Below are 20,420 nucleotides of genomic sequence, written 5' to 3' on the forward strand. Positions count from 1 at the left end.
GGATATCAGTCATCGTAATCGCTTTGATCAAATTTCCGGAATATGCAAGTGGATGTAAACAGACATTCCCATCTCAAATGCATTAAAGAAAGTGATTTATGCACCAAGAAGAAAACAAGTGTGATCAAAGGGATGAAACCAAAGGCAAAAGAAAAGAAGCCTTTTGATGCTTCTCTTGTTTTGAAAGATGATGGATCGATTGGATTTGAATTTGCAAAAAAACATTTGCCAAATCAAAATAACAAACTAAAATCCCTATCCAATTGATAGGGATTTTACTATGAAAGAGTATATGCCGAATGATTCGCTGAATGAATTCACTTACTGCTATAATCTTTTCTGATATTGTTCTCCAAAGAAAAGAAAAAGTATATGTGATAAATCCAAACGAAAAAAGTAAAAAATAACAAAAACGCTATAACTAATTTGCTCTTTATAGTTTTTGTAGGTCGTGGGTTTTACTTAATGAAAAAAAGATAGCTTAGAGCACAAAAAAAAACGATTTTCCCTTAACCTGGGCAAAATCGTCTTTTCTGGTGCTTAATTTGAATAAGGTAAATGTAGCTCTTTAAGTCAGGAAGTTCACTTTTCTAAAATCTTCTTCTATTCGTATTTCATCCAGAAGTAAAAATTAATCCAAAAAGTTAAAAAAAGGGTTTGATATCTTCCCTTCTTACTCATAGTCCATATCCATAGTTGTAAAATCTATTTTACCCCAAATGAAAACAACCATCTTTATGGCTTAAGGACAACTTTAATACATCCATCTGTCCTTGTATCAAATACTTCATACCCATGCTTTGCTTGGTCAATTGGAAGTACATGGGTTACAACATCGCCAGGATCTACTTTTCCTTCTGATATTAGTTTATAAAGGTAGGGCATATAAGGAATAACAGGAGCCTGTCCGGTTTTAATATCCACGTTTCTTTGGAAAATATCTCCTAGGGGGAATCCATTATAACGGCCGCCATAAACGCCTGTTATTTGTATGGTTCCCGCCTTACGCACGGCTTGGGACGCAATTACAATCCCTCCCATGGCTCCCCCATGTAATTTAAGACCCGATGCAAGATATTCCATCGGAGTCATTTTGCCACTCATCCCGGAACAGTCAATAACGATATCTGCGCCACCTTTAGTGATTTCTTTAAGGTATTCGCCAGCATTTTCATATTGGGCAAAATTTACGGTTTCGACTTTATTCGTCCTTTTTGCATGCTCTAAACGATAATCGAGATGGTCGACTGCAATCACTCTTTTCGCCCCTTTAAACCAAGCGAATTTTTGAGTAAGTAGACCTACAGGGCCACAGCCTAAAACGATAACCGTATCGCCAGATTTAACACCTGCGTGATCTACACTCCAGAATGCTGTGGATGCTGCATCAGCGAGCAACACCAATTTTTCATCTTCTACCTCGCAGTCTTCTGGGATTTTGAAAGGGGTAAAGTTTCCATAAGGAACACGCATATATTCAGCTTGCCCGCCCGCATACCCACCAGTTGTTTCTGAGTATCCAAAAAAACCACCCATTTCCCCATGAGGATTTGAATTATCGCACTGACTTGTAAGGTCGTGGTCGCAATACCAGCAGCTCCCGCAGCTAACGTTAAAGGGGATAATGACCCGGTCTCCCTTCTTTAACTTAGTTACCCCTGGTCCAACTTCCTCAACAACCCCCATCGGCTCATGACCAATCACATAATCTGTAGGCATATTGGGAATTAATTGATGAATTAAGTGCAAATCGGAGCCGCAAATCGCTGAAGTAGTGATTTTTACAATAATATCATCCGAATTTTTGATGTTAGGGTCATTAACTTCTTTAACCTGTACATTTTTATTGCCCTGGTAAGTTACGGCTTTCATGATGCTTTTCCTCCTTTATTTATTCGGCGTTGCGAACATGCCGAGTCTGTCAGTATCATTCGGGAAAAGATTCATCTCAGCGATACTAACCGCCATATCGGCTGATTTCAAATCTAACTCCACCTGTTTACCTACATCGTTCGGATAAAGCCAGCCCTTCCTGATCATTAAATCGGATAACTCACCATGTAAGTCAATAGATTGCTCCATTTGCTGGTACAATGCTTTTCTCAATGCGGGATTCGCTGTTTCAGATAATGCAATACCATAAGTATGAATCCCACTTTTGATAGAGAGTAGAAAATCTAGCGCGAAAGAGGAATCAGCCATTTCCGGCATATGTTCAGCGCCTTGAGGATCTAAAAAATCCATTTCCATTTAAATTTCACCTCATTTTTCATAGTTTGTTCGGGCTTGTGTATAAAATCCCTTTAGCTCGTTTATAGCAGCTATAGATTGTTGTACGTCTTTTTCCATTAATGCTTTTAAGTCATTGTCAAAGCAGATTCCTTGCATTAATTTTGATCTCATTAAACCTATTGTTTTAAAATTTAAAATTTCATGCGTTTCCATGGTTTCATGAAATGCCAAGCTTTCATTTTCCATACGTTCACCTCCCTAATCTATATAACAAAAATACCTTTCCCAGTTCATCTGTTAGCTATACGGATTATTGACAGATAGGTAGTTTACTTCCCAAAATACACGTTACCTTTGCAAATGATGATGTATAAAAACTTTTGTATTACAAAAGATATGTAGGTGAATTCTCAAAGAAAAGGAGTGAAAAATCATGACGAAGAATTTAGGTCTGCATGAGACTTTAGAGGCGCACGAAATTTTAACTTTCAAGAGTCTTTGTCTAACAAAGTCCTCTACAATGAGCAGTTTAGTGCAGGATACAGAACTACAAAATATTCTATTAAAAGACATGAGCACTGGTACACAAGATATTCAAAAACTGCAGGAAATTCTGACGAATCGAGGGGAACAGTAATGACAAATTTTTTGCAAAATATGGCGGGTATGGGTGGAATGACTGATCAGGTTATTGCAACGGACTTCTTAATATCCGCAAAATCAGGAATTAGAAATATTGCATTTGCCATTACGGAAACAAAAACACCTGAATTGAAAGCAGCCTTAAGAGAACAGCTTCGTGTAGCTGTAGAAAGACACGGAGAGATAAGTAACTATATGATTTCAAAAGGTTACTATCATCCACATGATTTAAGTGAACAATTACAAGTTGATTTAAATACAGCAAATACAGCCCTAAACCTTCCGCAACAATAAAGTCAACTCATGGATGTGAAAACAGACAGATTACACAGAGGTACGGGCAAATAGAAAAAAAGCAATGAATTTCTCAAATTAGAGATACATTGCTTTTTTTAGTGGTATATTATAGCAAGTTCTTATAATAGTAATGTAGATGATCCAATCTATAATAAGCTGTTGTGTTTTACTAATTTTACTTCTTTCTTAATATGTTTAAATCGATTTCTTCATGCCACACATACATAGTTCTTAACCGCACTTTCAAACCGAGCTTTACCGCAATTGTCACAGCGACCACTAACGATGTCAGGATACGCTTCGTAGTCATAAATAATTATGCTGTCATATTCCTTTTTTTCTTCTGGAATTTTTCCTTCACTATTTTATTTGATTATATATATTCTACGAAAGACGGAATGCGGAGCTTATCAAGACCTTAATTATAAAAACCCTAATAAATAAAGGAGAGCACATATTAACGATGTATAATATGTACTCTCCTTTTATCTTTTAATGAACTAACGCACCTGCTAGTTCCATAAGAAAAGAGCTGATCGTGATCGTCACAGCTCATTAAAGCTATAGTACCTTTGGGTGGATTAATCAAGTAACCTTCTATTGATAAATACGTACACAATTGTTAATAAAATCAACATAGCAATGATAAAAACCGTTAATTCATAAGGATAGTCAATAAAACTATTGACGACTACTAACAATCCTAACAGTAGAAAAAAGTTCCACCTGTTACTGTGCCTAATAAGGACTTATTTTTTATCATCTTTTCATTAAATCCTGCTAACAACCAGGTTTGCTTTTTCACAGCTACTAAGTACGACACAAGTAAAAGAGCTATACCAATTACCAATAATCTTTAATCCACCTTTTCACCCCCAAAGGACACTTTATTTCCGGATACTTTTTTATACGAACTAAAAAGGTAAAAGTCCCCTTTTTTGAACTAACCTGCACCGATAGTTGCATAAGAAATAGTTGCCTTAAAGAAAACTCCAATCTTCAGCTAACGCACGACCCAATAATTTAATTGGAAATCTTCACAATATTAATTAACAAAAATACATCCATTTTCCCTTTAAATTAGAAGCTTATGGTGTAAACGTGTTTAGTAATTAAAAGAACCGGGTAATAGTAGTTTTGGCATATAAAAAATAGGAGGATTAGATTATGAAGGGGTCACTCGATACATATAAATTTCTGGAATTCATCCAAGAAAATAAAGCGGATTTTGAAGATTCATTATTAAACGAAGCATCTAATGTGAAAGAAAAAATCGAAGAAATTTTAACGATCGGTAATATTAACCTGATAAATAATGCCCATAGTCTGATTCAATACATTATTGAGGGTAAAGAACAAGAACTTCAATCATTTGCTAAGCAAGAAGGTATAGCTTGGGCGACACACGCAATACCATTATCTTTCAAATTAGAGTGGGTGCAAGCCATTCGAAGAACCTTGTGGAAGTTCCTACAAGAATATAATGAGGTAACGAATAAGGCTTTAACTGAAGAATTTTTTTCGGTAGAAAAACAGGTAAATAATCAAGTAGACAGGTTTTTAAATGTTTTTTTTATCACCTATTCTCAATACAAAGATTCATTGATAATGGCTCAAAAAGAATTGGTTGAAAATCTTTCGGTACCAATAATACCAATAACACCCACTATATGTATTTTACCTTTAATTGGTGCGGTTGATCTTTACCGAACGAATATTCTCGAGGAAAAAGTTTTAATAGAGATTGGAAAATTACGTATTCAAACATTGATTATGGACTTATCTGGAATTATGGAAATGGAGCCTGAAGTAATTGATCATTTAATGAAGATTATTGACGGCACTTCATTAATGGGATGTACCACTGTGATTACCGGGTTAAGAGCTGAAGTGGTTAGAAAAATGATAAACGTAGGAATAAGATTACATGAAAAAGCACAAACATTGGGAACTTTACAACAAGCATTGAATAAATACTTATTAAGTTAAACACGGAGAATCTTAGAGGTTGGTTGCTTTGCCGACTCTTTTTTTAATTGGCTATATTCTGACCAACTGTCTAAATATTTGTTCCTGCCCCGCAGTTACATCTCGGTATAAAAACTATAGTGAGGGTATTTAGTATTCATTTTCATCTTCAACTAAAAAATGCCCGGTTTAGTAGCATAAAGAAAGAGCTGACAAAACAAACTGTGAAACAAAAAAACCTCTATTAATTAGAGGTTTTTTTAGAACTATCTTGCATAACTTTATCAATAGCTGAGATAGTAGATTCTATATCGTCACAGGTTTCGATAATTTGTGTATCCAAATGTGTTAGTTCATAACAATTATTGTCATAGCATACAGACAATAACGATCTACCATTATTGTTTTTGAAAGTTAATGTTATTTCACAGTTAGTATACTGTTTTAAGGTTTCTAACATTGTTTTAATGTGTTCTAAGGACATATCGTTTTAGTCTCCCTTTTATTACAGAGGGAAGATGACTAAGAGAAGTCTGGAGGTGCCCCATATAATTCTAATTTTAACTCTAATTAACTATAACATACTAATGATTAAAAGTATTGTTATTCGATGTAGCTATACAGTACGAATACACTACACTTGTAACAAACCTGCTCCTTTAGTGCCATAATAAAAAGACTACCTCAGCAACCTTTCTTATTGAATTAAAGCCTCGTTAGTTCAACAAGAAAAATGACCGCAGCAGCAATCATTATCTTTAGTCCCGTTCAAAAGTTTAACACTTACATACCATTAAATGATTCCCATCAGGGTCTTTGAAATTAAACCAATGATTATGCATAATTTCTGTTGTTAATTCCACTTTTCTTCCCTTAATATATTCATATGCTTCTTCTATTTTATTACTGTTAAAATGAAAAACTGGAGTTTTAAAAATATTTTCCTCTGAATAAATCTTGCTATCTAAAACAATCCCTATTCCGTTCATAGGTACAATATATAAGTGACCGTATAATATCTCACCATCTGCTGCTAACCCCAATAAGTCACAATACCATTTTCGAGCTTTTTCAATATTACTTACGGGAATAAAAATTGTTCCGATTTGATTTAATATGGGGTTCATATTTCTCACTCCTAAACCGAATTTGTTAAATAAATTCATTCGCTTTAAGTTTTATATTCCCTTCTTTATTCGTAACCTGCCCCGTTAGCTGAATAAGAAATGTCATATGTAACCATCAAAGAAGTTGTCCATATAAGATACAGGATAAGATAAAAATAATTAACCCAACTATCAGTAACTTTACATGGATTGATTTACTTTTCTTTTGTTCACTCTTCTTATTTTTCGTGTCTATAATCCACATATTAATGACGCTAATAAACATAAGTAAAATACCTAAGAATGCAAGTAAATAAAATAAAAAATCCTCCATCAAATTCACCTCTATTCCTATATTACCCAAACACACCTTCTTCAACTAAACTGCCCCGTTAGTTGCATAAAGAAAAAGCTGCCTTAAAGACAGCTCCGATCTTCAGCTAACACACCCGTTAGCTGCATAAGAATATAGCGTTCCTTCGTTTGACGAAACGCCCCCTTTAGCACAATAAGAATAACTCATCAAATGGTTATTAAGGCGATAAACAACTTTAGAAAATTATATAAATATTATCATTTAATCATCCGACAGAAACAAGTCTTTTATATTATTATAGTGCACATCACTTAATACACTTGATATTTCAGTAATGGTGAACTTTTCAGGTGTTTGAACCCAAAGACAGACAACCCCTACTATACCTGAGATGATATATTCCAACCCAACTTCAAATTTAACAGAATCATTAAAATTAAAATCCTTTGTCCCAATAACAATATGGCTTTTAATCAATTCCTTTAATTTTACTGACAAATTCGCTTGTCCATGTTCCTTTAGCATCACTTGGAAAAATTCCAACTCTTTCTCCATACTCTGAAATAATGTCTGTATCATTAGTATAAAATCATTCTTCTGTATAGAATAGATGTCTTGGTGATCACTCGATATGCTTTTTTCTAACCTCTTAAAAGTTTCTTCATACAGCTTTTCCATTAAATCTGGCTTATCAATGTAATGTAAATAGAATGTGTTTCTATTTATCATAGCTTGGTCTGCAATATTTTGTATGGTGATTTTTTCATAGCCTTTCTCTTTAATAAGGGCAAGAAATGCATCCCTTATTGCTTTTCTAGTTTTTTGTATTCGTAAATCCATTTCTTCCTCCTAAATAATAGTCAGTAATAGTCATATTGTCGCTTAATTATCATTATGTTATATAATAACCATTGTATAAATTATATACTAGTTTTACTATAAAAACATAAATACTATTCTTTAAATGAGGAGTGACGTAAGATGAAAACATTTGTTATTATTGGCGCTGGAAAAGGCTTAGGGCTCTCACTAGCTAAATGTTTTGGCAAAGAAGGGTATCAAGTTGCATTGGTATCTCGTAATGCTGAGAACCTTCAAGATTTAGTTGATATATTAAAACAAGAAAATATTGAAGCTTCTTATTATGTTGCAGATATTTATAATAAAGAACAAATTGAACAAGCGATTCATGCGATTAAAGAAAAATATGGGCAAATTGATGTGCTGGAATTCAGCCCTGTGGCAGGAAACTTTCCTCTAACCACTGTATTGGAATTGACGGTTGAGAATGCCAGAGACCAATTTGAAGGCTATGTTGCCAGTGCTATTAATGTCGTAAATGTAGTTTTGCCGGATATGCTGACTAAGAAGGAAGGTGTTCTGCTGTTTACAACTGGATTGTCTGCGATGTATCCTGCTCCAATGATGGGAAATGTCGGTATTGCAATGGCGGGCTTACGGAATTACATTTCCAACCTTCATACTGAGCTTTCACCTAAAGGCATTTTCGTTGGTCATCGATCATTAGGTCTGTTTATTAAGGAGCCTGGCGTGGGCACATTTGACGATCCAGACGTGATTGCAGAAATGTGGTACCAAGCTTATACAGAGAAAAAAGTATGGGAAGAAGAGTATCCAAAGGGTGTTACTCCTGAAACAGTCAAATTTTAATATAGGAATTACAGTAAAAGACAGACGTTTGTCTGTCTTTTTTATAACTACATATCCTATATAAAGAGTATTTAAAGTTCTCCAGTAATATTTTATTAAACTAAACTGCCCCTTTAGTTCATTAAGCAAAAAGGCCACCAAATGGCAACCCCGGTTCTCAACTAACGCACCCGATAGTTCAACAACATACTCTTTCGTAAAAGAAAAATGAATCGGGCGGCTTTTTTGGGGGTTCGATTTCCCATAAGGGTGCCCTAAAGCTTCTGTCCCACTAGCTTTATTCTGCCCTAACTACGCTTTCGAAATTACTTTTGTGGGATCCGTCACAAAAAGGTTTATTATCGGAAAGTCCACATCTGCATAGGGAAAAGGCTTCTTTTGTTTCAATTTTATTCCCTTCACCATCGACTAGCTCTACATTCCCTGATATACGTAATGAACCATTATCATTAACTTTAATAGTAGCTATAATAAATCACCTCTTTTTTTAAACATTTTTGCCAAGGGGGAATAACTTTAAACGATAAATAAGTTCTACTTCCTCAATATTATTTGATTGACATCTGCAATTACCAAAAGAAGAAGTGTTATACCAATAAAAACACACCACATTTTATCTCCCTCCCCCTTCTTCAATTCTTGAACTTCTACCATTGATTCAACAAGTTTATTTAAAAGTTCTTTTGCTCGAAGAAGTAATCTTACCCCCTCCAAGGTTAAATTAAGACTTTTGGATCTCAATCAAATAAAATGACGCCTAGCTCTTCTTCCATTTGTTTGAGTTGTCCGCTCAAAGGGGGTTGAGCAATATTTAATTTCTTTGCAGCTGTCGTGATCTTACCTTCTTCTGCTATTGTGACAAAGTATTTTAACTGTCGAATATCCAAGATGAAACCTCCATCATACCTAAAAGATATAGAAAAAAGATAAAACAGATATTTTAAGTTTGGTAAGCTTGATTTGTGTTAGAACATCAGTGCGACAAATCCCGACGGAATAAGGCAAACTAAAACCTAACTTCTGTGATTTGGAATGGTTCACCTTCCCAAATGTAAACTGCAGACCTTTTCTGTTGAATCCTAACTAAACTATCTGCCCAGAATGTATTATAAGTTTCTAGAAGCTTTCCATCCTACTTAGTTATTTTATGCTTAATATGAATGTACAAAAAGAGAAAAGGGATATATAGATACACAAAGTAAAAAGCAATGTTTGAATACATTTCATTCAATCGCTCTATTTGACTCCTCTCTTTGAGCACATTAGCTATAATAAAGAATAGGATCAGTACAATGAACAGACTTATACGTTGTTTCACATTTATTACTTTCTTAATAGTACGACAACCTGCCCATATTTTCACACTGATATTGGGCAATATGAGAAGTAACCAAATTGAAACAACGATAAATTCGACTCTTTCTATTAGAGGGAATTTCGCAATTTTCATTTGAGCTAATGTTGGCCATATTGTATGGTTTAATTGTCCTTCACTAAAGAAAACAAATGTGATGAGTGCTACTATTAGATAAAGTAAGCTTGAGAACAAAAGTCCAAAATGGGCCCATTTTTGTGATCTGTTTGGATTTTTTATGAATGGGTAGAACATGAATAAGGTCTCAAAGCCAACATACTGAAACAACATAGCTTTAGAGGATGATACGATTTCCTTCAGAGAGTGGTTAAAGACGGGTAATAAATTGTGAAAATTGGCAAATTCCAACGAAAAAAAATTAAGGGGAAACAGGATAAAAAAAGGTATGATAGTTCCCCAGAAACACATTCCAGTAATCACGCGGAATCCACCGGATACAACGTAATAAATGAGGACTAGAAGAATGAGGCTTATTTGCCAGGTCTTCATTAAGGGAAACAGCCAAACTTGAACAACTTCAATATAAACACGGAAAACAATTAGCGCTAATATAAGAAAGTAGAAAATCAAGAAAATGTTGAACAGTCCGCCAATCCATTTTCCAAAGCAAAATTTGTGAACATGTATGACATCATTTTTAGCAATTCCAAGAATACGATAGATCATCCAAACTAGTACATGAATGCTTATACTTGATAAAATGATGGATATCCATGCATCATAACCTGCGTCCTTCGTTATATCTCGTTGAAAACTCATGATTCCTATGCCAATAATATTCGTGTAGATCAGAAAGAAAACGTAAAAGGAAGATACTAAATGTCGTTCGTCTAGTAATGATTTCACGTGGCTCCTCCTCTTATCATGCAGACTTACTCTTCAATACCTGTATTTAGGATGTCAATATTTGTGTGTACAGTTGTTTTTACTTCTGGGTATATGTCCATAAACCGTTGATAGTCCCAATTTCTTGTGTTGGCCCTAACCTTTTCTCCCAACCCAATGGGATCTACATTGTATCCTTGTGCCAGTGAAATTAAATGTTGGACCTCTTCCTTAAAGTGTTCATTTAAATTTCGTTCCAATTTTACAATATCTTTTTCTTTTTTCAAATCAAACCAGGATGATGCTTTTTCAATCTCTGCATGGATGGTTAAATCGATGAATATACTCGGAATGCCTTCGCTTTTCTCAACCGTATATGTAGTTTTTGCATCCAGGTTTTTCAAGAGAATAAAACCTTCCTTTTTATTTTGCGTGATTTTGGTTTTATATTGTCCATTTTGAGACCCATCAATTAATGTTTTTAGAATTAAGGACTGTCTTAAATTAATATGATTTATGTACTTCCCGTTTTTTAATAAAGCTAACCCGTCAATTTTAATTTGATTTTCCTCTAGGATAAGGTAAGGTAAAATTTGATCCCTCCCTTCTTGATGAAAATTTTTCAAAAACATGTGCAGATTCATTTTTGGCAAATTACCACTTTTAATGTTTTGATTGATTTTTTCACTTAAATGGAATGAAAGATTCACATGTTTACTGGATTGAAGTATATCTTCGGCTGTGTTTTCAGCAATGCCCAACTGCATTCGACTCGCCGTTCTTGGATTTCGGGCAAAATTAGTGATAACATCTTCGATCCCTTGTCTGGCATATTCCTTGCCGAACAATATAAAATCTAATTTTCCTGTCTCAATAGGATAGGCTGATTTTGCATTCATTCTCGGGAGTATGTCTTCATTTGAATCAGACACCGTTTTATAAATCTTCAATTTGATATTATCCTTTTCTGCGAAAGTAGGATAAAGAGCAATTCCTTTAACTTTGCCTTCTTCCCGATCATATCCTAGAGCTTCAATTATCTGAACTTCATCAATGATCCTCTCATGTATACCACACCCTGATAAAAAGAAAGTTAAGCTAAAAGTTATCAGAAAACATAATTTCATTTACTTCACCTTTATTATCCTTTCCTGATTATTCATCAAAATCACTTTTCTTTTTTTTGTGATTATGTGGGTGGTATCTCAAAATTGATTTAGGACGTAAATAATTTGGCCTTTTGGATGTTTTACTATAAGAGGAACGGATCAGGCTGTCCGTTAAATCCTCTGGCCTAAAAGGATAGAATGGAACGGTATAGGGTGTTCCTAAAGATTCTAACCGTGTAAGGTGAATGAGTAAAAAGGCAATCCCGATAACGATACCTAATCCCCCCCAAATAGATGCGAAGAGAATTAAAGGAAAACGCAAAAAACGTATAGTGTTCGACATTTTATAAATTGGGGTAGTAAAGGAAGCTAAGGCAGATAAGGCGACTATAATGAGTAAGACATTACTTGTAAGGGACGCCTCAACTGACGCTTGGCCGATAACAATACCGCCCACTATTCCCAATGTTTGTCCTACCTTTGTAGGTAACCGGACTCCCGCTTCACGTAATAGTTCAATCGTGAATTCCAGAAAAATCACCTCTAATACCGGCGGAAACGGAACATTATAACGAGAAATACTAAGTGAACCAAATAAATCGTTTGGAATCATCTCGTAATGGTAAGTGATAACGGCTATATAAATAGATGTTCCAAAAATGGAGAAAAGGACACTGCATACCCGTATAAAACGAAAAAAAGATCCAAGAATCCATGGGAGAAAGTAATCTTCAGGTGAACTAAAATAATCAATGATCGTAGAAGGACCTGTAATGACATATGGCGACCCACTACTTAAAACAGCTACTTGTCCGTTAATAAGAGCTTGAACCGTCCTATCCACACGTTCAGTTGGAAGAAGCAAAGGAAACGGTGTAAGGGAATTATCTTCTATAAATTGATGCAGCTGAGAAGTATCAAAAATGACATCAAAATCAATATCTTGAAGCCGTTGGGTCATGGTATTAACATGCTGCTCACTCGTAATCCCATCAATATGAGCAATAATAACTCGAGTATTTGAAGTAGAACCAATGTTTACTTCCTTCGTAATTAGATCAGTTGTATTTATTTGTTGTCTTAATAAATGTATATTTACATCAATATTCTCAAGAAACCCAATTTGTGGCCCCACCACACTAAACTCATTTTCAACGTTATTTTGTTCACGCAATCCAGCTTTATCATTAGATAAGAGAATTAAAGCAACCCTTTGATCATTTTCCTTCATTTGAAGTATCGCATACCCTTTAAGTAACTTTGATTCAGCTTCGTTCCGATTATCCGTTATTACAATATCTTCTATTGCGATGATTTTCTTTATGTCATCAATTTTCTCTAGCCTGTCTAGTTCAAAAGGGGTCTCTCGGAAATTCATTAAAATTTTCTGTTGGAGTTGTTGTTGATCGACCAGTGTATTGTAGTAAGAAATGATTAAATGTCCCGATTCATCCGTAAGTGGAAATTGTTTAAAATCACTGGATTTTTTAACCTTAGCAAACAGCTGGCCAATATCTTGTGAATTCTCAGTCACGGCCTGTTTGTCTTTATTATTTCTAATCTTTCGTTTTTTGAAGAACATCTAATCACCTCCCTATTACAAAGGAATTCATATCCTTCTATATTATGTAAAGTCATCCCCATTTTTATGTAAATCCGTTTTATAATAAGTGAAAACTTTATCCTCTCCAGTTTACATAATATAAATATAGCTTAAAGTAAGCAAAGGACCATGATCCTAATAGAAATAATCCCTGTAGGGCGAGGGTAGGACAGCAAAACACAAATTTACAAAGTTAAAACTTTTTCAAAATAAAAAGAGCCAAAAGGCTCTCTTAAATCATCGAATGGAGTTAAAATTTTAATGCTCCCCTCAATTTTATATCTAATTCAGGATACTCATTTAAACCGGTCCATACATTAACCCAACCCTCATTTTGTTCAAACAGTTTGCTTATTAGTGTATCATCATTTTCTTTCAAACCTTTTTTAAACTTCATTGATTTATGCCCTCATTATCTACTATTTCAGTATAATCTTAAATCAGTTTCTTGATCATTCTATTTAAGCTGAATTAAATATGGAAATATGAATGTCATAAATTTTATACGAAGATCAAATTTGCTTTTTATTTACCTCAAGTGTACAACATTCAAAGTCCTTTAAAAAAACAATAAACTTGCAATTAGATTCAGAGGTCACTTTCGAAATCTTAAAAATTCCTTTAAAAAAATTTAATACAAACAAATATAGGAAATAATCTAAACATAATAATAGGCTGATGAAATTTATGGATGATCTTGTCGATATTACTAAGCGGGCTTGCCACTTGTTTTGCATACTCCGGCAGCATTTTCAAAATCATGTCCATTACGGCCGCTTGCCCGAACTGTTCAAAAGCTTCAGCGATTTTCTGCTTGGCTTCAATTTAATACTTATCGGCATCCGCTTCAGTAATCTGTTTCATCTTGTTGGCAGAGGCTGCCTGCTCTACCGCATAACGGTCGGCATCGGCCTTTTTCTTCACTTCTGAATCATATTGCTTTTCACGGCGTAGGATTTCTTTTTCCTCCAGCTCAATTTGCTTCTGACGTTCAATGATCCTGATTTGCATTTCCTGTTCTGTTACTTCCTGTTTGGATCTGGCCGTTTCAAGATCGTAAGCTTGGTCAGCCCGTGCTTTGGCAATATCCTGCTCACGCCGGAATTCCGCAACCTTTAGCTTGTTGATTTTTTCGGCTTCTGCTATTTCGGTTGCCCTTTCAAGTTCGGCACGCTGGGCTTCCTTCGAAGCTTCGGCTCGCTTGATTCGCGTCTCTTTCTCTGCCTCGGCGGTAGCTATATCGGCATCCCTTTTCACTTGGGCAATCCTTGGCTTTCCGAGCGATTCAAGATATCCATTTTTGTCTCTTTTAGTTAACCAATTTATGTCCATAATTTATGTACACAAAAAGAAATTTTATATACCTTATGTATAAGATATTTACCGGTTTGTCCAAAATGTGTTCATAATTTCCTCTCTCTTTTATCCATTTTATTGTCCAAAGCTTCTTGGCAATTAAACTCTAAAATGAAGTTTGGTTCTTGAAAGCTTTTGTGTTACCACACTATTGTAAAATAAAGTTGATTGAACAGAAAAAGCCAGAGACTTGCCACAAAATCATATAACAAGGCTCTGTAAGGTTATTTAATTTTTATTTATTCAAGTTAGATAAAAAGCTACTTTCGATCTTTCCTGTATCTAACATTATCAACTGTTAATGGCACTAAATGTGCCTTTGGCATACTTTAATATCTAGCAACTAAAAGATTGCTCGTTTGTTCTACTTCTAATTTTTCTATAGTACTACTAAACTTAGATTTTATGGTATTGGAGTTGGATAAGCATGTATGTTTTATTACATATTTCATATAGGATTTTCACTAGACTTAGAGCTTAGAAATAGTGAAAAATTAAGCACGAGGCGCTGGCCGATAAAAAGAAGAGAGCATCTGTAAACTACACAGCTACCCTCCTGATTTTCGCCAAGATCCATTATTAATCTCGTAATTCTGTACAATGAAGTATTTAATCTACCGGACGGTCATCAAAATCATAGTCTACCGTGCCAGGAGCTACACGTGCATTTGTTAATGCCGGAGTTTCCGGACGGGCAATTTGATACACACTGGCACCGACAATTTCAGCTGCTTGCTGCAATTTTTCTTTCGATATCTTATCCAGTGTATCTGTAGGCTGGTGATACCAAGGCTCTACAGGGGAATGGATAAACAAGGCGGATGGAATGCCAAGCTCATGGAATGGTTGGTGGTCACTCCTGCCCAGCTGTCCATAAGGAATCGCAACATCCATCGTTCTGGCCCCTGCTGAGGAACCAAGGTCCGTCACAAGGTTTTTCATTCCATCAATGGTATACATAATCAAACCACCTGCAGGATTATCCTCGCCAGCATCACGTCCGCCTATCATATCCATTTGGAAGTGAGCCACCATGCGGTCTACATCCTCTTTGGGAAGGGAATCTGCATAGAAGGATGATCCAACGAGCCCTCTTTCCTCAGATCCGAACGTGAGGAAGCGAATTTCAGTGTCAATTGGCGTTTTGGCCAGGATCCTTGCCAGTTCCAGCACAGCTGATACACCCGAAGCATCATCGTTTGCACCAGGGCCGCCCGGGACAGAATCATGATGGGCTCCAACAGTCACGATTTGACCATTATCCTTATTGGCTTTTGGTTTTAGGGAAGCGATGACATTGTAGGATGTCTTTTCGATTCTTTCAGCTTTTCCCACTTCCAGAGTGGACGTGATTTGTTTAGTTTTAAGCTGTTCGACCAACTCTAACCCTAGGGCTTGGGTAATGGCTACAGCAGGTATATTTTGCCCCGCTGATACTTGTCCGAAATTATTTCCTGATGGTGAGTTGTTGTACATTAAAACGCCAACCGCTCCTTTATTTAGGACATTCTGAACCTTTTCAACAAAGGTAATGTCCCCACGTTCAACTAGTGCAATTTTCCCAGATACATTTTCTCCAACTTCCTCTGGTTTTGCTTTTCCAACATTAACAAGTTCGGCCGTTACCTTCCCGCTGATACTGCCGCTAATGGCACGCGGTGTTCCTCCTAAATCACTTTCACCAATTTTCACTTTTACATTTTGCACCGTATCATAGATGGGAAAAGGCTGAACCTTTGTTTCAAAACCAAGACTCTTAAACTGACTTTCTATGTATTTGACTGCACGGAGCTCCCCTTCTGTACCAGCAGCCCTCGGTTGTTCTGATAGATAGGCAATCGTATTATACATATTTTCCGCACTAATTTTTTTGATAACTTTGTTATCAAAAGCTGTGTCAGACTGGGCATTTGTTGCCCCGTTTGTTTGTGCATATACTGTACCAGTTGATAGAACCATACCCGCAGCTAATAGTACTGTTAGTGATTTTCTATACATATAATCCCTCCTTCTCCATAATATTCCTAATTATGCATTTAACTGAATAGTTTGTAAATGAGTCATTAGTCTTTAAATTCCAACTATCAATCGGTGTCTGACACCCGCTCTCTTAGAAAGGAAGTCTTATTAGAATCCTCACTATTAATTATAGCAGTTAGCTCATGTCCCGTTGATTTGGTTACTAAGTGAAAAAATCGAGAAATTTATTCACTAAACAATAATTCTGAGTATAGTTAAATCAGTAATTAATGAATCCTAATCATAAATTACATCACCAATAGTTTTGAATATTGCGTGTCTTTCGCTTGAAAAAATGAGTCCCATTTTAGCTAGATCCTGCGAGGCTACCCTCTGTACTTCCTGGGAAAACTTTTCACGGTTTTTATAAATTTCCTCGACTGTCATCGAACCAAGTATGGAACGAAGATGTCCCTCGTTGTAACAGGGTTATATCGCGGGAGAAATAAAAGAATCTATATATGGTATAAGGAGTATTCATTAAACCCAAATGTTTCTGGGAGAAATAAAACCTAAAATGTATCTTTTCCCGAAAGGCGTTAAGACAAGGTTTCATCCTATTATAGTTTCAATTTTCGAACCACATACTCACTATTTATTCTTTTGTTATTTTTCTTATTATAAATCCCTAAAAGATTTTTCTAGAATTAGAGTGAAAATAAACAATAGGTAGTAGATATTATTGTGTAGTACCTTAGAGTATTTATTTTATGAAGCCATAAAATTTATCATAAGCATGGGGGAATATTAGGTCTTAGTATTCAGTCGTTATAAATGGTGTACCCATTGATCGCCCAACCCCTTTAGTCAAAAGAAAAAAGAGAATCCAAACAACTCAATGTTTTCTTTAACAAACGCGCCCATAGTCACAAAAGAAAGAGGATATAGCATTCTGGTTAATACAAAGATGTAAATTCACTTCGCCTTTTGAAAGTAAAGGTTAGTGGGTGGTAAGTTTAATTTAACCTAAATGATTAAACACGTAGGTGTTTTTTTATATGTTGGATTTTATACGAGAGCGTAAAGCACAAAGTATTTCATGTTCCTCGTTTTCAATAATGGCAGCCACTACGTTGATAACTTTTTTCATGGAATCCTCCTATAGTGGTAATACATTGTTATCATATCATTTTTATTTAAAAGAAATGTAAAAAGGTGTTTACCCATTTCTATTTTTGTATAATCAAGTTATACAGTAATCAGAGGTAGCTTGATAAAGAAGCTATATTACGGAGGTGAAATATGAGCAAGTATGATGCTTTCTATAACTATTTAAAAAGCACCTGGTGGGCAAATGGAGGGTATATTCAATGAGGCAGGATGGAAAGTTCAAAGTGTAGTGTTAGGTGAGTATGTTGAATTTATAAGATGAAAATTTACATAACGCGAACTAAAAAAAATGTAGAAGTGAATGTGGAGGCTGTTAATTAAACTATTAGGGTAAGGTAGGTACGCAATTTTCTTGAATTAAGGTATGAGTGGTGGATTTTAATGAAAATAGTAAACAAATTACCAAAAAGTAACCAACGTTTACATTTGGACCTAATTAAAAATGGATGGGTTCCGATGAAAGAACCTAAGAATTTAATAAGTGCTATTTTGTTATCTATCCCTTTAATGATTGTCGCTGCCATTATCTCTATTGGGATAATAAATATCTTTTCCAATATTTATTTAAGCGACTTTGGACTGACATCAAGTTCAATATCAATAACAATTAACCTAGGTATTATTTTTTTGCTAGTCTTCCTTTTAATACTTCACGAATTACTTCATTTGATTTTCATTCCTAATTTTATTAAATCAGAAAAAACATATGTAGGACTTACTCTTTTCGGGGGTTTTGTGATAACGGAAGAAGAGATTTTAAAATCAAGGTATATCTTCATTACAATTGCTCCCTTCATGATTATTTCAATAATTTTCCCATTAATATTAGGTGTATTTGGACTATTAACACCGCCACTGAAATTTTTGATAATTCTAAACTCAATGGCATCATCAGTTGATATACTTAATCTCCTACTTATAATTAAACAGGTACCGAATAATGCAATTCTGAAAAGTAATGGACCATACACTTATTGGAAAAAATCACTTAAATAAGAAAACTGTAAATAGAAAGTTTCCTTATTATTTAAGTGAGATTTTTTACAATATTCGGCAAAATATAAGTACTATTTGATTTATACAAAAAGCTCGGTTAGTCAAAAAGCCGAGCTTTTGTTACTCTATTTTTTCCATTTTTTAAAGCATTCATAATAACATTCGTAAATATTTTTCGAAGTTAACTCCTTCTACTTTAGGAATTTGCTCCAAGGAGGAATCATTGATAGCCTCTGTCAGGAATGCCACTGCGAGCTGTACGGATTTTTCTAGGTTCTCTCCACGCATCATGCTTCCCATAATCACAGATGCAAATAAATCACCAGTACCTGAATAGCTTTCACCGTTATACTCCGTCGCACTATAAAAGGTTCTACTTCCGTCCAAATACATATTTCCGATAAACTGCTTCTCTGAATCTGCTGACGGTGGATTCATTCCAGTGATGATAACCTGAGCTCCCGTTTCTTGCTGCAACATATTCCCGGCTTCTTCTATCGCTTTAATATAGTCCTCTTCGTTTGAATAGCTATGCAGCTTTTCATAAGACAATCCGGTTAATAAACAGCACTCTGTAACATTTGGTGTAATGACATCTGCACGCTTCACCAGTTCTCTCATAAGTACCAGTAATTCATCGGTAAAAAGTTTATAGACTTCTCCTATATCCCCCATTACTGGATCAACAAGTAAAATGGTTTCTTTCGTATAAAATTTATCTAAAAAATGGAAAATGTTATTAATTTGCTCTTCACCAGTAACGAAGCCGGTATAGATTCCATCAAAGGTTACATTAAGCTTGCTCCATTCTTCTATGAAGTATTTCATTTTGGATGTAAAATCTTCACAAAAAAAACTTGGATATCCGGTTTGCGCAGTCAATATGGCCGTTGGTAAAGGGCATGCCTGCACGCCCATGACCGAAAGAACCGGAATTGCAGCTGTTAATGAACATTTTCCAAAAGATGATAAATCCTGTAGTACAGCAACTTTTTTCATAATAACCTCCATATGGCCTATCCACTTTAAACTTTATTTATCTTATCATAAATCAGCTAAAAACAGTCATCTCCTCTCTCTTTTCAATACGTATAATATCTGTATTTTTTATCAACTGACCTCATAGTTTTTTAATATATTGACACTTTTATAGACACCAGTCTTTTGCTAAAATCATAGGAAAATTCTAGTTAGGAAGGTTTACAGATATGCAAAATACACAAAGTTATTCAAGGTCAAGTCAAAAAACTATGGATTTAATTATTACCGCAATGTTGATTGCACTTGTGTTCCTATCTACTTTCTTTTTGAATATTAAACTGCCAATTGCCGCAAATGGAGGGTTAGTTCATCTAGGAACAGCTATGCTTTTTATTGCATCTATTATATTTGGTCCTAAAAAAGCAGCTCTTGCTGGTGCGATAGGAATGGGGTTATTTGATATAGTTGGAGGGTGGACATTGTGGGCACCTATCACCATTGTGGCGCGTGGTTTGCAAGGATATATAGTTGGTAAAATCGCTTGGTCAAAGGGTCGCAACGGTACTAGCATTGCTTTCAATGTAATAGCAACAATCGTTTCCATTCCATTTATGATAGCTGTTTATTATATTGGTGAAGGGATTCTATACGGTAATTGGATTGCACCTTTAGCTTCGATACCTGGAGATCTCGTTCAAAATATATTAGGAATTATCGTTGCCGTTCCAGTTTGTGTGGCTTTGAAAAAGGTTCCTTATTTTAAGTAAATTCGCAAAAATAAGTAAAAAGCTTTTTTCTATTAAAATTTATAACT

20 protein-coding genes and 2 pseudogenes are annotated in these 20,420 nt (G+C 35.1%); 7 read left to right on the forward strand and 15 right to left on the reverse strand.

Annotated elements, in window-relative coordinates; translation table 11 throughout:
• The first annotated feature begins 42 nt into the window (after positions 1 to 42).
• The gene (locus ACYP5M_RS05590) at positions 43 to 267 is read left to right on the forward strand and encodes a topoisomerase C-terminal repeat-containing protein (RefSeq protein WP_434167128.1); all 225 of its coding nucleotides are present in this window, start codon (positions 43 to 45) and stop codon (positions 265 to 267) included.
• 468 nt (positions 268 to 735) lie between these two features.
• Here ACYP5M_RS05590 and ACYP5M_RS05595 read toward each other — a convergent pair whose 3' ends face one another.
• The 3 genes from ACYP5M_RS05595 to ACYP5M_RS05605 are packed head-to-tail and all read right to left on the reverse strand — an operon-like array spanning position 736 to position 2,478.
• Positions 736 to 1,872: a zinc-dependent alcohol dehydrogenase gene (locus ACYP5M_RS05595; protein ID WP_434167129.1), complete on the reverse strand. Its 1,137-nt coding sequence runs from the start codon at positions 1,870 to 1,872 to the stop codon at positions 736 to 738.
• Positions 1,873 to 1,887: 15 nt separating this feature from the next.
• On the reverse strand, positions 1,888 to 2,250 hold the full coding sequence (locus ACYP5M_RS05600; RefSeq protein ID WP_434167130.1) for a spore coat protein: 363 nt from the start codon (positions 2,248 to 2,250) through the stop codon (positions 1,888 to 1,890).
• A 12-nt stretch (positions 2,251 to 2,262) separates the two neighbouring features.
• Positions 2,263 to 2,478: a spore coat protein gene (locus ACYP5M_RS05605; RefSeq protein ID WP_137020448.1), complete on the reverse strand. Its 216-nt coding sequence runs from the start codon at positions 2,476 to 2,478 to the stop codon at positions 2,263 to 2,265.
• Between the two features lie 187 nt (positions 2,479 to 2,665).
• Here ACYP5M_RS05605 and ACYP5M_RS05610 point away from each other — a divergent pair, with 187 nt between their 5' ends.
• The 3 genes from ACYP5M_RS05610 (at position 2,666) to ACYP5M_RS05620 (ending at position 5,160) form a co-directional block, all read left to right on the forward strand.
• Positions 2,666 to 2,869, forward strand: a complete 204-nt coding sequence (locus ACYP5M_RS05610) for a hypothetical protein (protein WP_098371985.1) — start codon at positions 2,666 to 2,668, stop codon at positions 2,867 to 2,869.
• Entirely contained in the window at positions 2,869 to 3,168 is a 300-nt protein-coding gene (locus tag ACYP5M_RS05615; protein WP_095394806.1) for a spore coat protein, read from the forward strand. Before ACYP5M_RS05610 ends, ACYP5M_RS05615 begins: the two co-directional genes overlap by 1 nt.
• A 1,170-nt stretch (positions 3,169 to 4,338) precedes the next feature.
• Positions 4,339 to 5,160, forward strand: coding sequence for an STAS domain-containing protein (locus ACYP5M_RS05620; RefSeq protein WP_459734765.1), 822 nt, complete (start codon positions 4,339 to 4,341; stop codon positions 5,158 to 5,160).
• Between the two features lie 755 nt (positions 5,161 to 5,915).
• On the opposite strand, the gene ACYP5M_RS05625 is transcribed toward ACYP5M_RS05620, so the two are convergent.
• Together ACYP5M_RS05625 and ACYP5M_RS05630 are read right to left on the reverse strand one after the other, a co-directional pair.
• Complete coding sequence (locus ACYP5M_RS05625; RefSeq protein WP_144530032.1) at positions 5,916 to 6,266, reverse strand: VOC family protein; 351 nt, start codon at positions 6,264 to 6,266, stop codon at positions 5,916 to 5,918.
• 556 nt (positions 6,267 to 6,822) lie between these two features.
• On the reverse strand, positions 6,823 to 7,401 hold the full coding sequence (locus ACYP5M_RS05630) for a TetR/AcrR family transcriptional regulator (protein WP_459734766.1): 579 nt from the start codon (positions 7,399 to 7,401) through the stop codon (positions 6,823 to 6,825).
• Between the two features lie 141 nt (positions 7,402 to 7,542).
• On the opposite strand from ACYP5M_RS05630, the gene ACYP5M_RS05635 reads away from it, so the two are divergent.
• Entirely contained in the window at positions 7,543 to 8,232 is a 690-nt protein-coding gene (locus tag ACYP5M_RS05635; RefSeq protein WP_434167134.1) for an SDR family NAD(P)-dependent oxidoreductase, read from the forward strand.
• Between the two features lie 277 nt (positions 8,233 to 8,509).
• Here the strand turns inward: ACYP5M_RS05635 and ACYP5M_RS05640 are convergent, their stop codons facing one another.
• The 9 genes and pseudogenes from ACYP5M_RS05640 to ACYP5M_RS05680 all read right to left on the reverse strand — a co-directional run.
• Positions 8,510 to 8,704, reverse strand: a complete 195-nt coding sequence (locus tag ACYP5M_RS05640) for a CDGSH iron-sulfur domain-containing protein (RefSeq protein ID WP_289321175.1) — start codon at positions 8,702 to 8,704, stop codon at positions 8,510 to 8,512.
• Between the two features lie 155 nt (positions 8,705 to 8,859).
• Positions 8,860 to 9,119 (reverse strand): annotated as a pseudogene (locus ACYP5M_RS05645) (LysR family transcriptional regulator); the annotation flags it as partial.
• Positions 9,120 to 9,364: 245 nt separating this feature from the next.
• Positions 9,365 to 10,453, reverse strand: a complete 1,089-nt coding sequence (locus ACYP5M_RS05650) for a GerAB/ArcD/ProY family transporter (protein ID WP_434167135.1) — start codon at positions 10,451 to 10,453, stop codon at positions 9,365 to 9,367.
• Positions 10,454 to 10,479: 26 nt separating this feature from the next.
• On the reverse strand, positions 10,480 to 11,559 hold the full coding sequence (locus ACYP5M_RS05655; RefSeq protein ID WP_434167136.1) for a Ger(x)C family spore germination protein: 1,080 nt from the start codon (positions 11,557 to 11,559) through the stop codon (positions 10,480 to 10,482).
• Positions 11,560 to 11,587: 28 nt separating this feature from the next.
• The gene (locus ACYP5M_RS05660; protein WP_434167137.1) at positions 11,588 to 13,123 is read right to left on the reverse strand and encodes a spore germination protein; all 1,536 of its coding nucleotides are present in this window, start codon (positions 13,121 to 13,123) and stop codon (positions 11,588 to 11,590) included.
• Positions 13,124 to 13,394: 271 nt separating this feature from the next.
• Entirely contained in the window at positions 13,395 to 13,541 is a 147-nt protein-coding gene (locus ACYP5M_RS05665) for an SRPBCC family protein (RefSeq protein WP_434167138.1), read from the reverse strand.
• A gap of 428 nt (positions 13,542 to 13,969) precedes the next feature.
• Complete coding sequence (locus ACYP5M_RS05670; RefSeq protein WP_459734767.1) at positions 13,970 to 14,476, reverse strand: hypothetical protein; 507 nt, start codon at positions 14,474 to 14,476, stop codon at positions 13,970 to 13,972.
• A 633-nt stretch (positions 14,477 to 15,109) separates the two neighbouring features.
• Positions 15,110 to 16,498 (reverse strand): M28 family peptidase, encoded by a 1,389-nt coding sequence (locus ACYP5M_RS05675; RefSeq protein ID WP_434167139.1) that lies wholly within the window; start codon positions 16,496 to 16,498, stop codon positions 15,110 to 15,112.
• A gap of 306 nt (positions 16,499 to 16,804) precedes the next feature.
• Positions 16,805 to 16,936 (reverse strand): annotated as a pseudogene (locus ACYP5M_RS05680) (SPFH domain-containing protein); the annotation flags it as partial.
• A 1,074-nt stretch (positions 16,937 to 18,010) separates the two neighbouring features.
• Here ACYP5M_RS05680 and ACYP5M_RS05685 point away from each other — a divergent pair.
• Positions 18,011 to 18,625 carry a DUF3267 domain-containing protein gene (locus ACYP5M_RS05685; protein WP_459734768.1) on the forward strand — a complete coding sequence of 205 codons (615 nt, stop codon included), beginning with the start codon at positions 18,011 to 18,013 and terminating at the stop codon, positions 18,623 to 18,625.
• A 150-nt stretch (positions 18,626 to 18,775) separates the two neighbouring features.
• On the opposite strand, the gene ACYP5M_RS05690 is transcribed toward ACYP5M_RS05685, so the two are convergent.
• Positions 18,776 to 19,624, reverse strand: a complete 849-nt coding sequence (locus ACYP5M_RS05690; RefSeq protein ID WP_459734769.1) for a pyridoxamine kinase — start codon at positions 19,622 to 19,624, stop codon at positions 18,776 to 18,778.
• A gap of 209 nt (positions 19,625 to 19,833) precedes the next feature.
• Here ACYP5M_RS05690 and ACYP5M_RS05695 point away from each other — a divergent pair, with 209 nt between their 5' ends.
• The gene (locus ACYP5M_RS05695; protein WP_063593445.1) at positions 19,834 to 20,373 is read left to right on the forward strand and encodes an ECF transporter S component; all 540 of its coding nucleotides are present in this window, start codon (positions 19,834 to 19,836) and stop codon (positions 20,371 to 20,373) included.
• The last annotated feature ends 47 nt before the right edge of the window (positions 20,374 to 20,420 follow it).

The organism is Peribacillus sp. N1 (assembly GCF_054600815.1).

What these genes read in the sequence shown, in the direction of transcription:
- ACYP5M_RS05600 (WP_434167130.1), bottom strand. Translation starts at nt 2,250, where the DNA reads ATGGAAATGGATTTTTTAGATCCTCAAGGCGCTGAACATATGCCGGAA.
- ACYP5M_RS05695 (WP_063593445.1), top strand. Translation starts at nt 19,834, where the DNA reads ATGCAAAATACACAAAGTTATTCAAGGTCAAGTCAAAAAACTATGGAT.
- ACYP5M_RS05605 (WP_137020448.1), bottom strand. Translation starts at nt 2,478, where the DNA reads ATGGAAAATGAAAGCTTGGCATTTCATGAAACCATGGAAACGCATGAA.
- ACYP5M_RS05690 (WP_459734769.1), bottom strand. Translation starts at nt 19,624, where the DNA reads ATGAAAAAAGTTGCTGTACTACAGGATTTATCATCTTTTGGAAAATGT.
- ACYP5M_RS05670 (WP_459734767.1), bottom strand. Translation starts at nt 14,476, where the DNA reads ATGGACATAAATTGGTTAACTAAAAGAGACAAAAATGGATATCTTGAA.
- ACYP5M_RS05660 (WP_434167137.1), bottom strand. Translation starts at nt 13,123, where the DNA reads ATGTTCTTCAAAAAACGAAAGATTAGAAATAATAAAGACAAACAGGCC.
- ACYP5M_RS05610 (WP_098371985.1), top strand. Translation starts at nt 2,666, where the DNA reads ATGACGAAGAATTTAGGTCTGCATGAGACTTTAGAGGCGCACGAAATT.
- ACYP5M_RS05595 (WP_434167129.1), bottom strand. Translation starts at nt 1,872, where the DNA reads ATGAAAGCCGTAACTTACCAGGGCAATAAAAATGTACAGGTTAAAGAA.
- ACYP5M_RS05655 (WP_434167136.1), bottom strand. Translation starts at nt 11,559, where the DNA reads ATGAAATTATGTTTTCTGATAACTTTTAGCTTAACTTTCTTTTTATCA.
- ACYP5M_RS05635 (WP_434167134.1), top strand. Translation starts at nt 7,543, where the DNA reads ATGAAAACATTTGTTATTATTGGCGCTGGAAAAGGCTTAGGGCTCTCA.
- ACYP5M_RS05615 (WP_095394806.1), top strand. Translation starts at nt 2,869, where the DNA reads ATGACAAATTTTTTGCAAAATATGGCGGGTATGGGTGGAATGACTGAT.
- ACYP5M_RS05665 (WP_434167138.1), bottom strand. Translation starts at nt 13,541, where the DNA reads ATGAAGTTTAAAAAAGGTTTGAAAGAAAATGATGATACACTAATAAGC.
- ACYP5M_RS05675 (WP_434167139.1), bottom strand. Translation starts at nt 16,498, where the DNA reads ATGTATAGAAAATCACTAACAGTACTATTAGCTGCGGGTATGGTTCTA.
- ACYP5M_RS05685 (WP_459734768.1), top strand. Translation starts at nt 18,011, where the DNA reads ATGAAAATAGTAAACAAATTACCAAAAAGTAACCAACGTTTACATTTG.
- ACYP5M_RS05625 (WP_144530032.1), bottom strand. Translation starts at nt 6,266, where the DNA reads ATGAACCCCATATTAAATCAAATCGGAACAATTTTTATTCCCGTAAGT.
- ACYP5M_RS05620 (WP_459734765.1), top strand. Translation starts at nt 4,339, where the DNA reads ATGAAGGGGTCACTCGATACATATAAATTTCTGGAATTCATCCAAGAA.
- ACYP5M_RS05590 (WP_434167128.1), top strand. Translation starts at nt 43, where the DNA reads ATGCAAGTGGATGTAAACAGACATTCCCATCTCAAATGCATTAAAGAA.
- ACYP5M_RS05630 (WP_459734766.1), bottom strand. Translation starts at nt 7,401, where the DNA reads ATGGATTTACGAATACAAAAAACTAGAAAAGCAATAAGGGATGCATTT.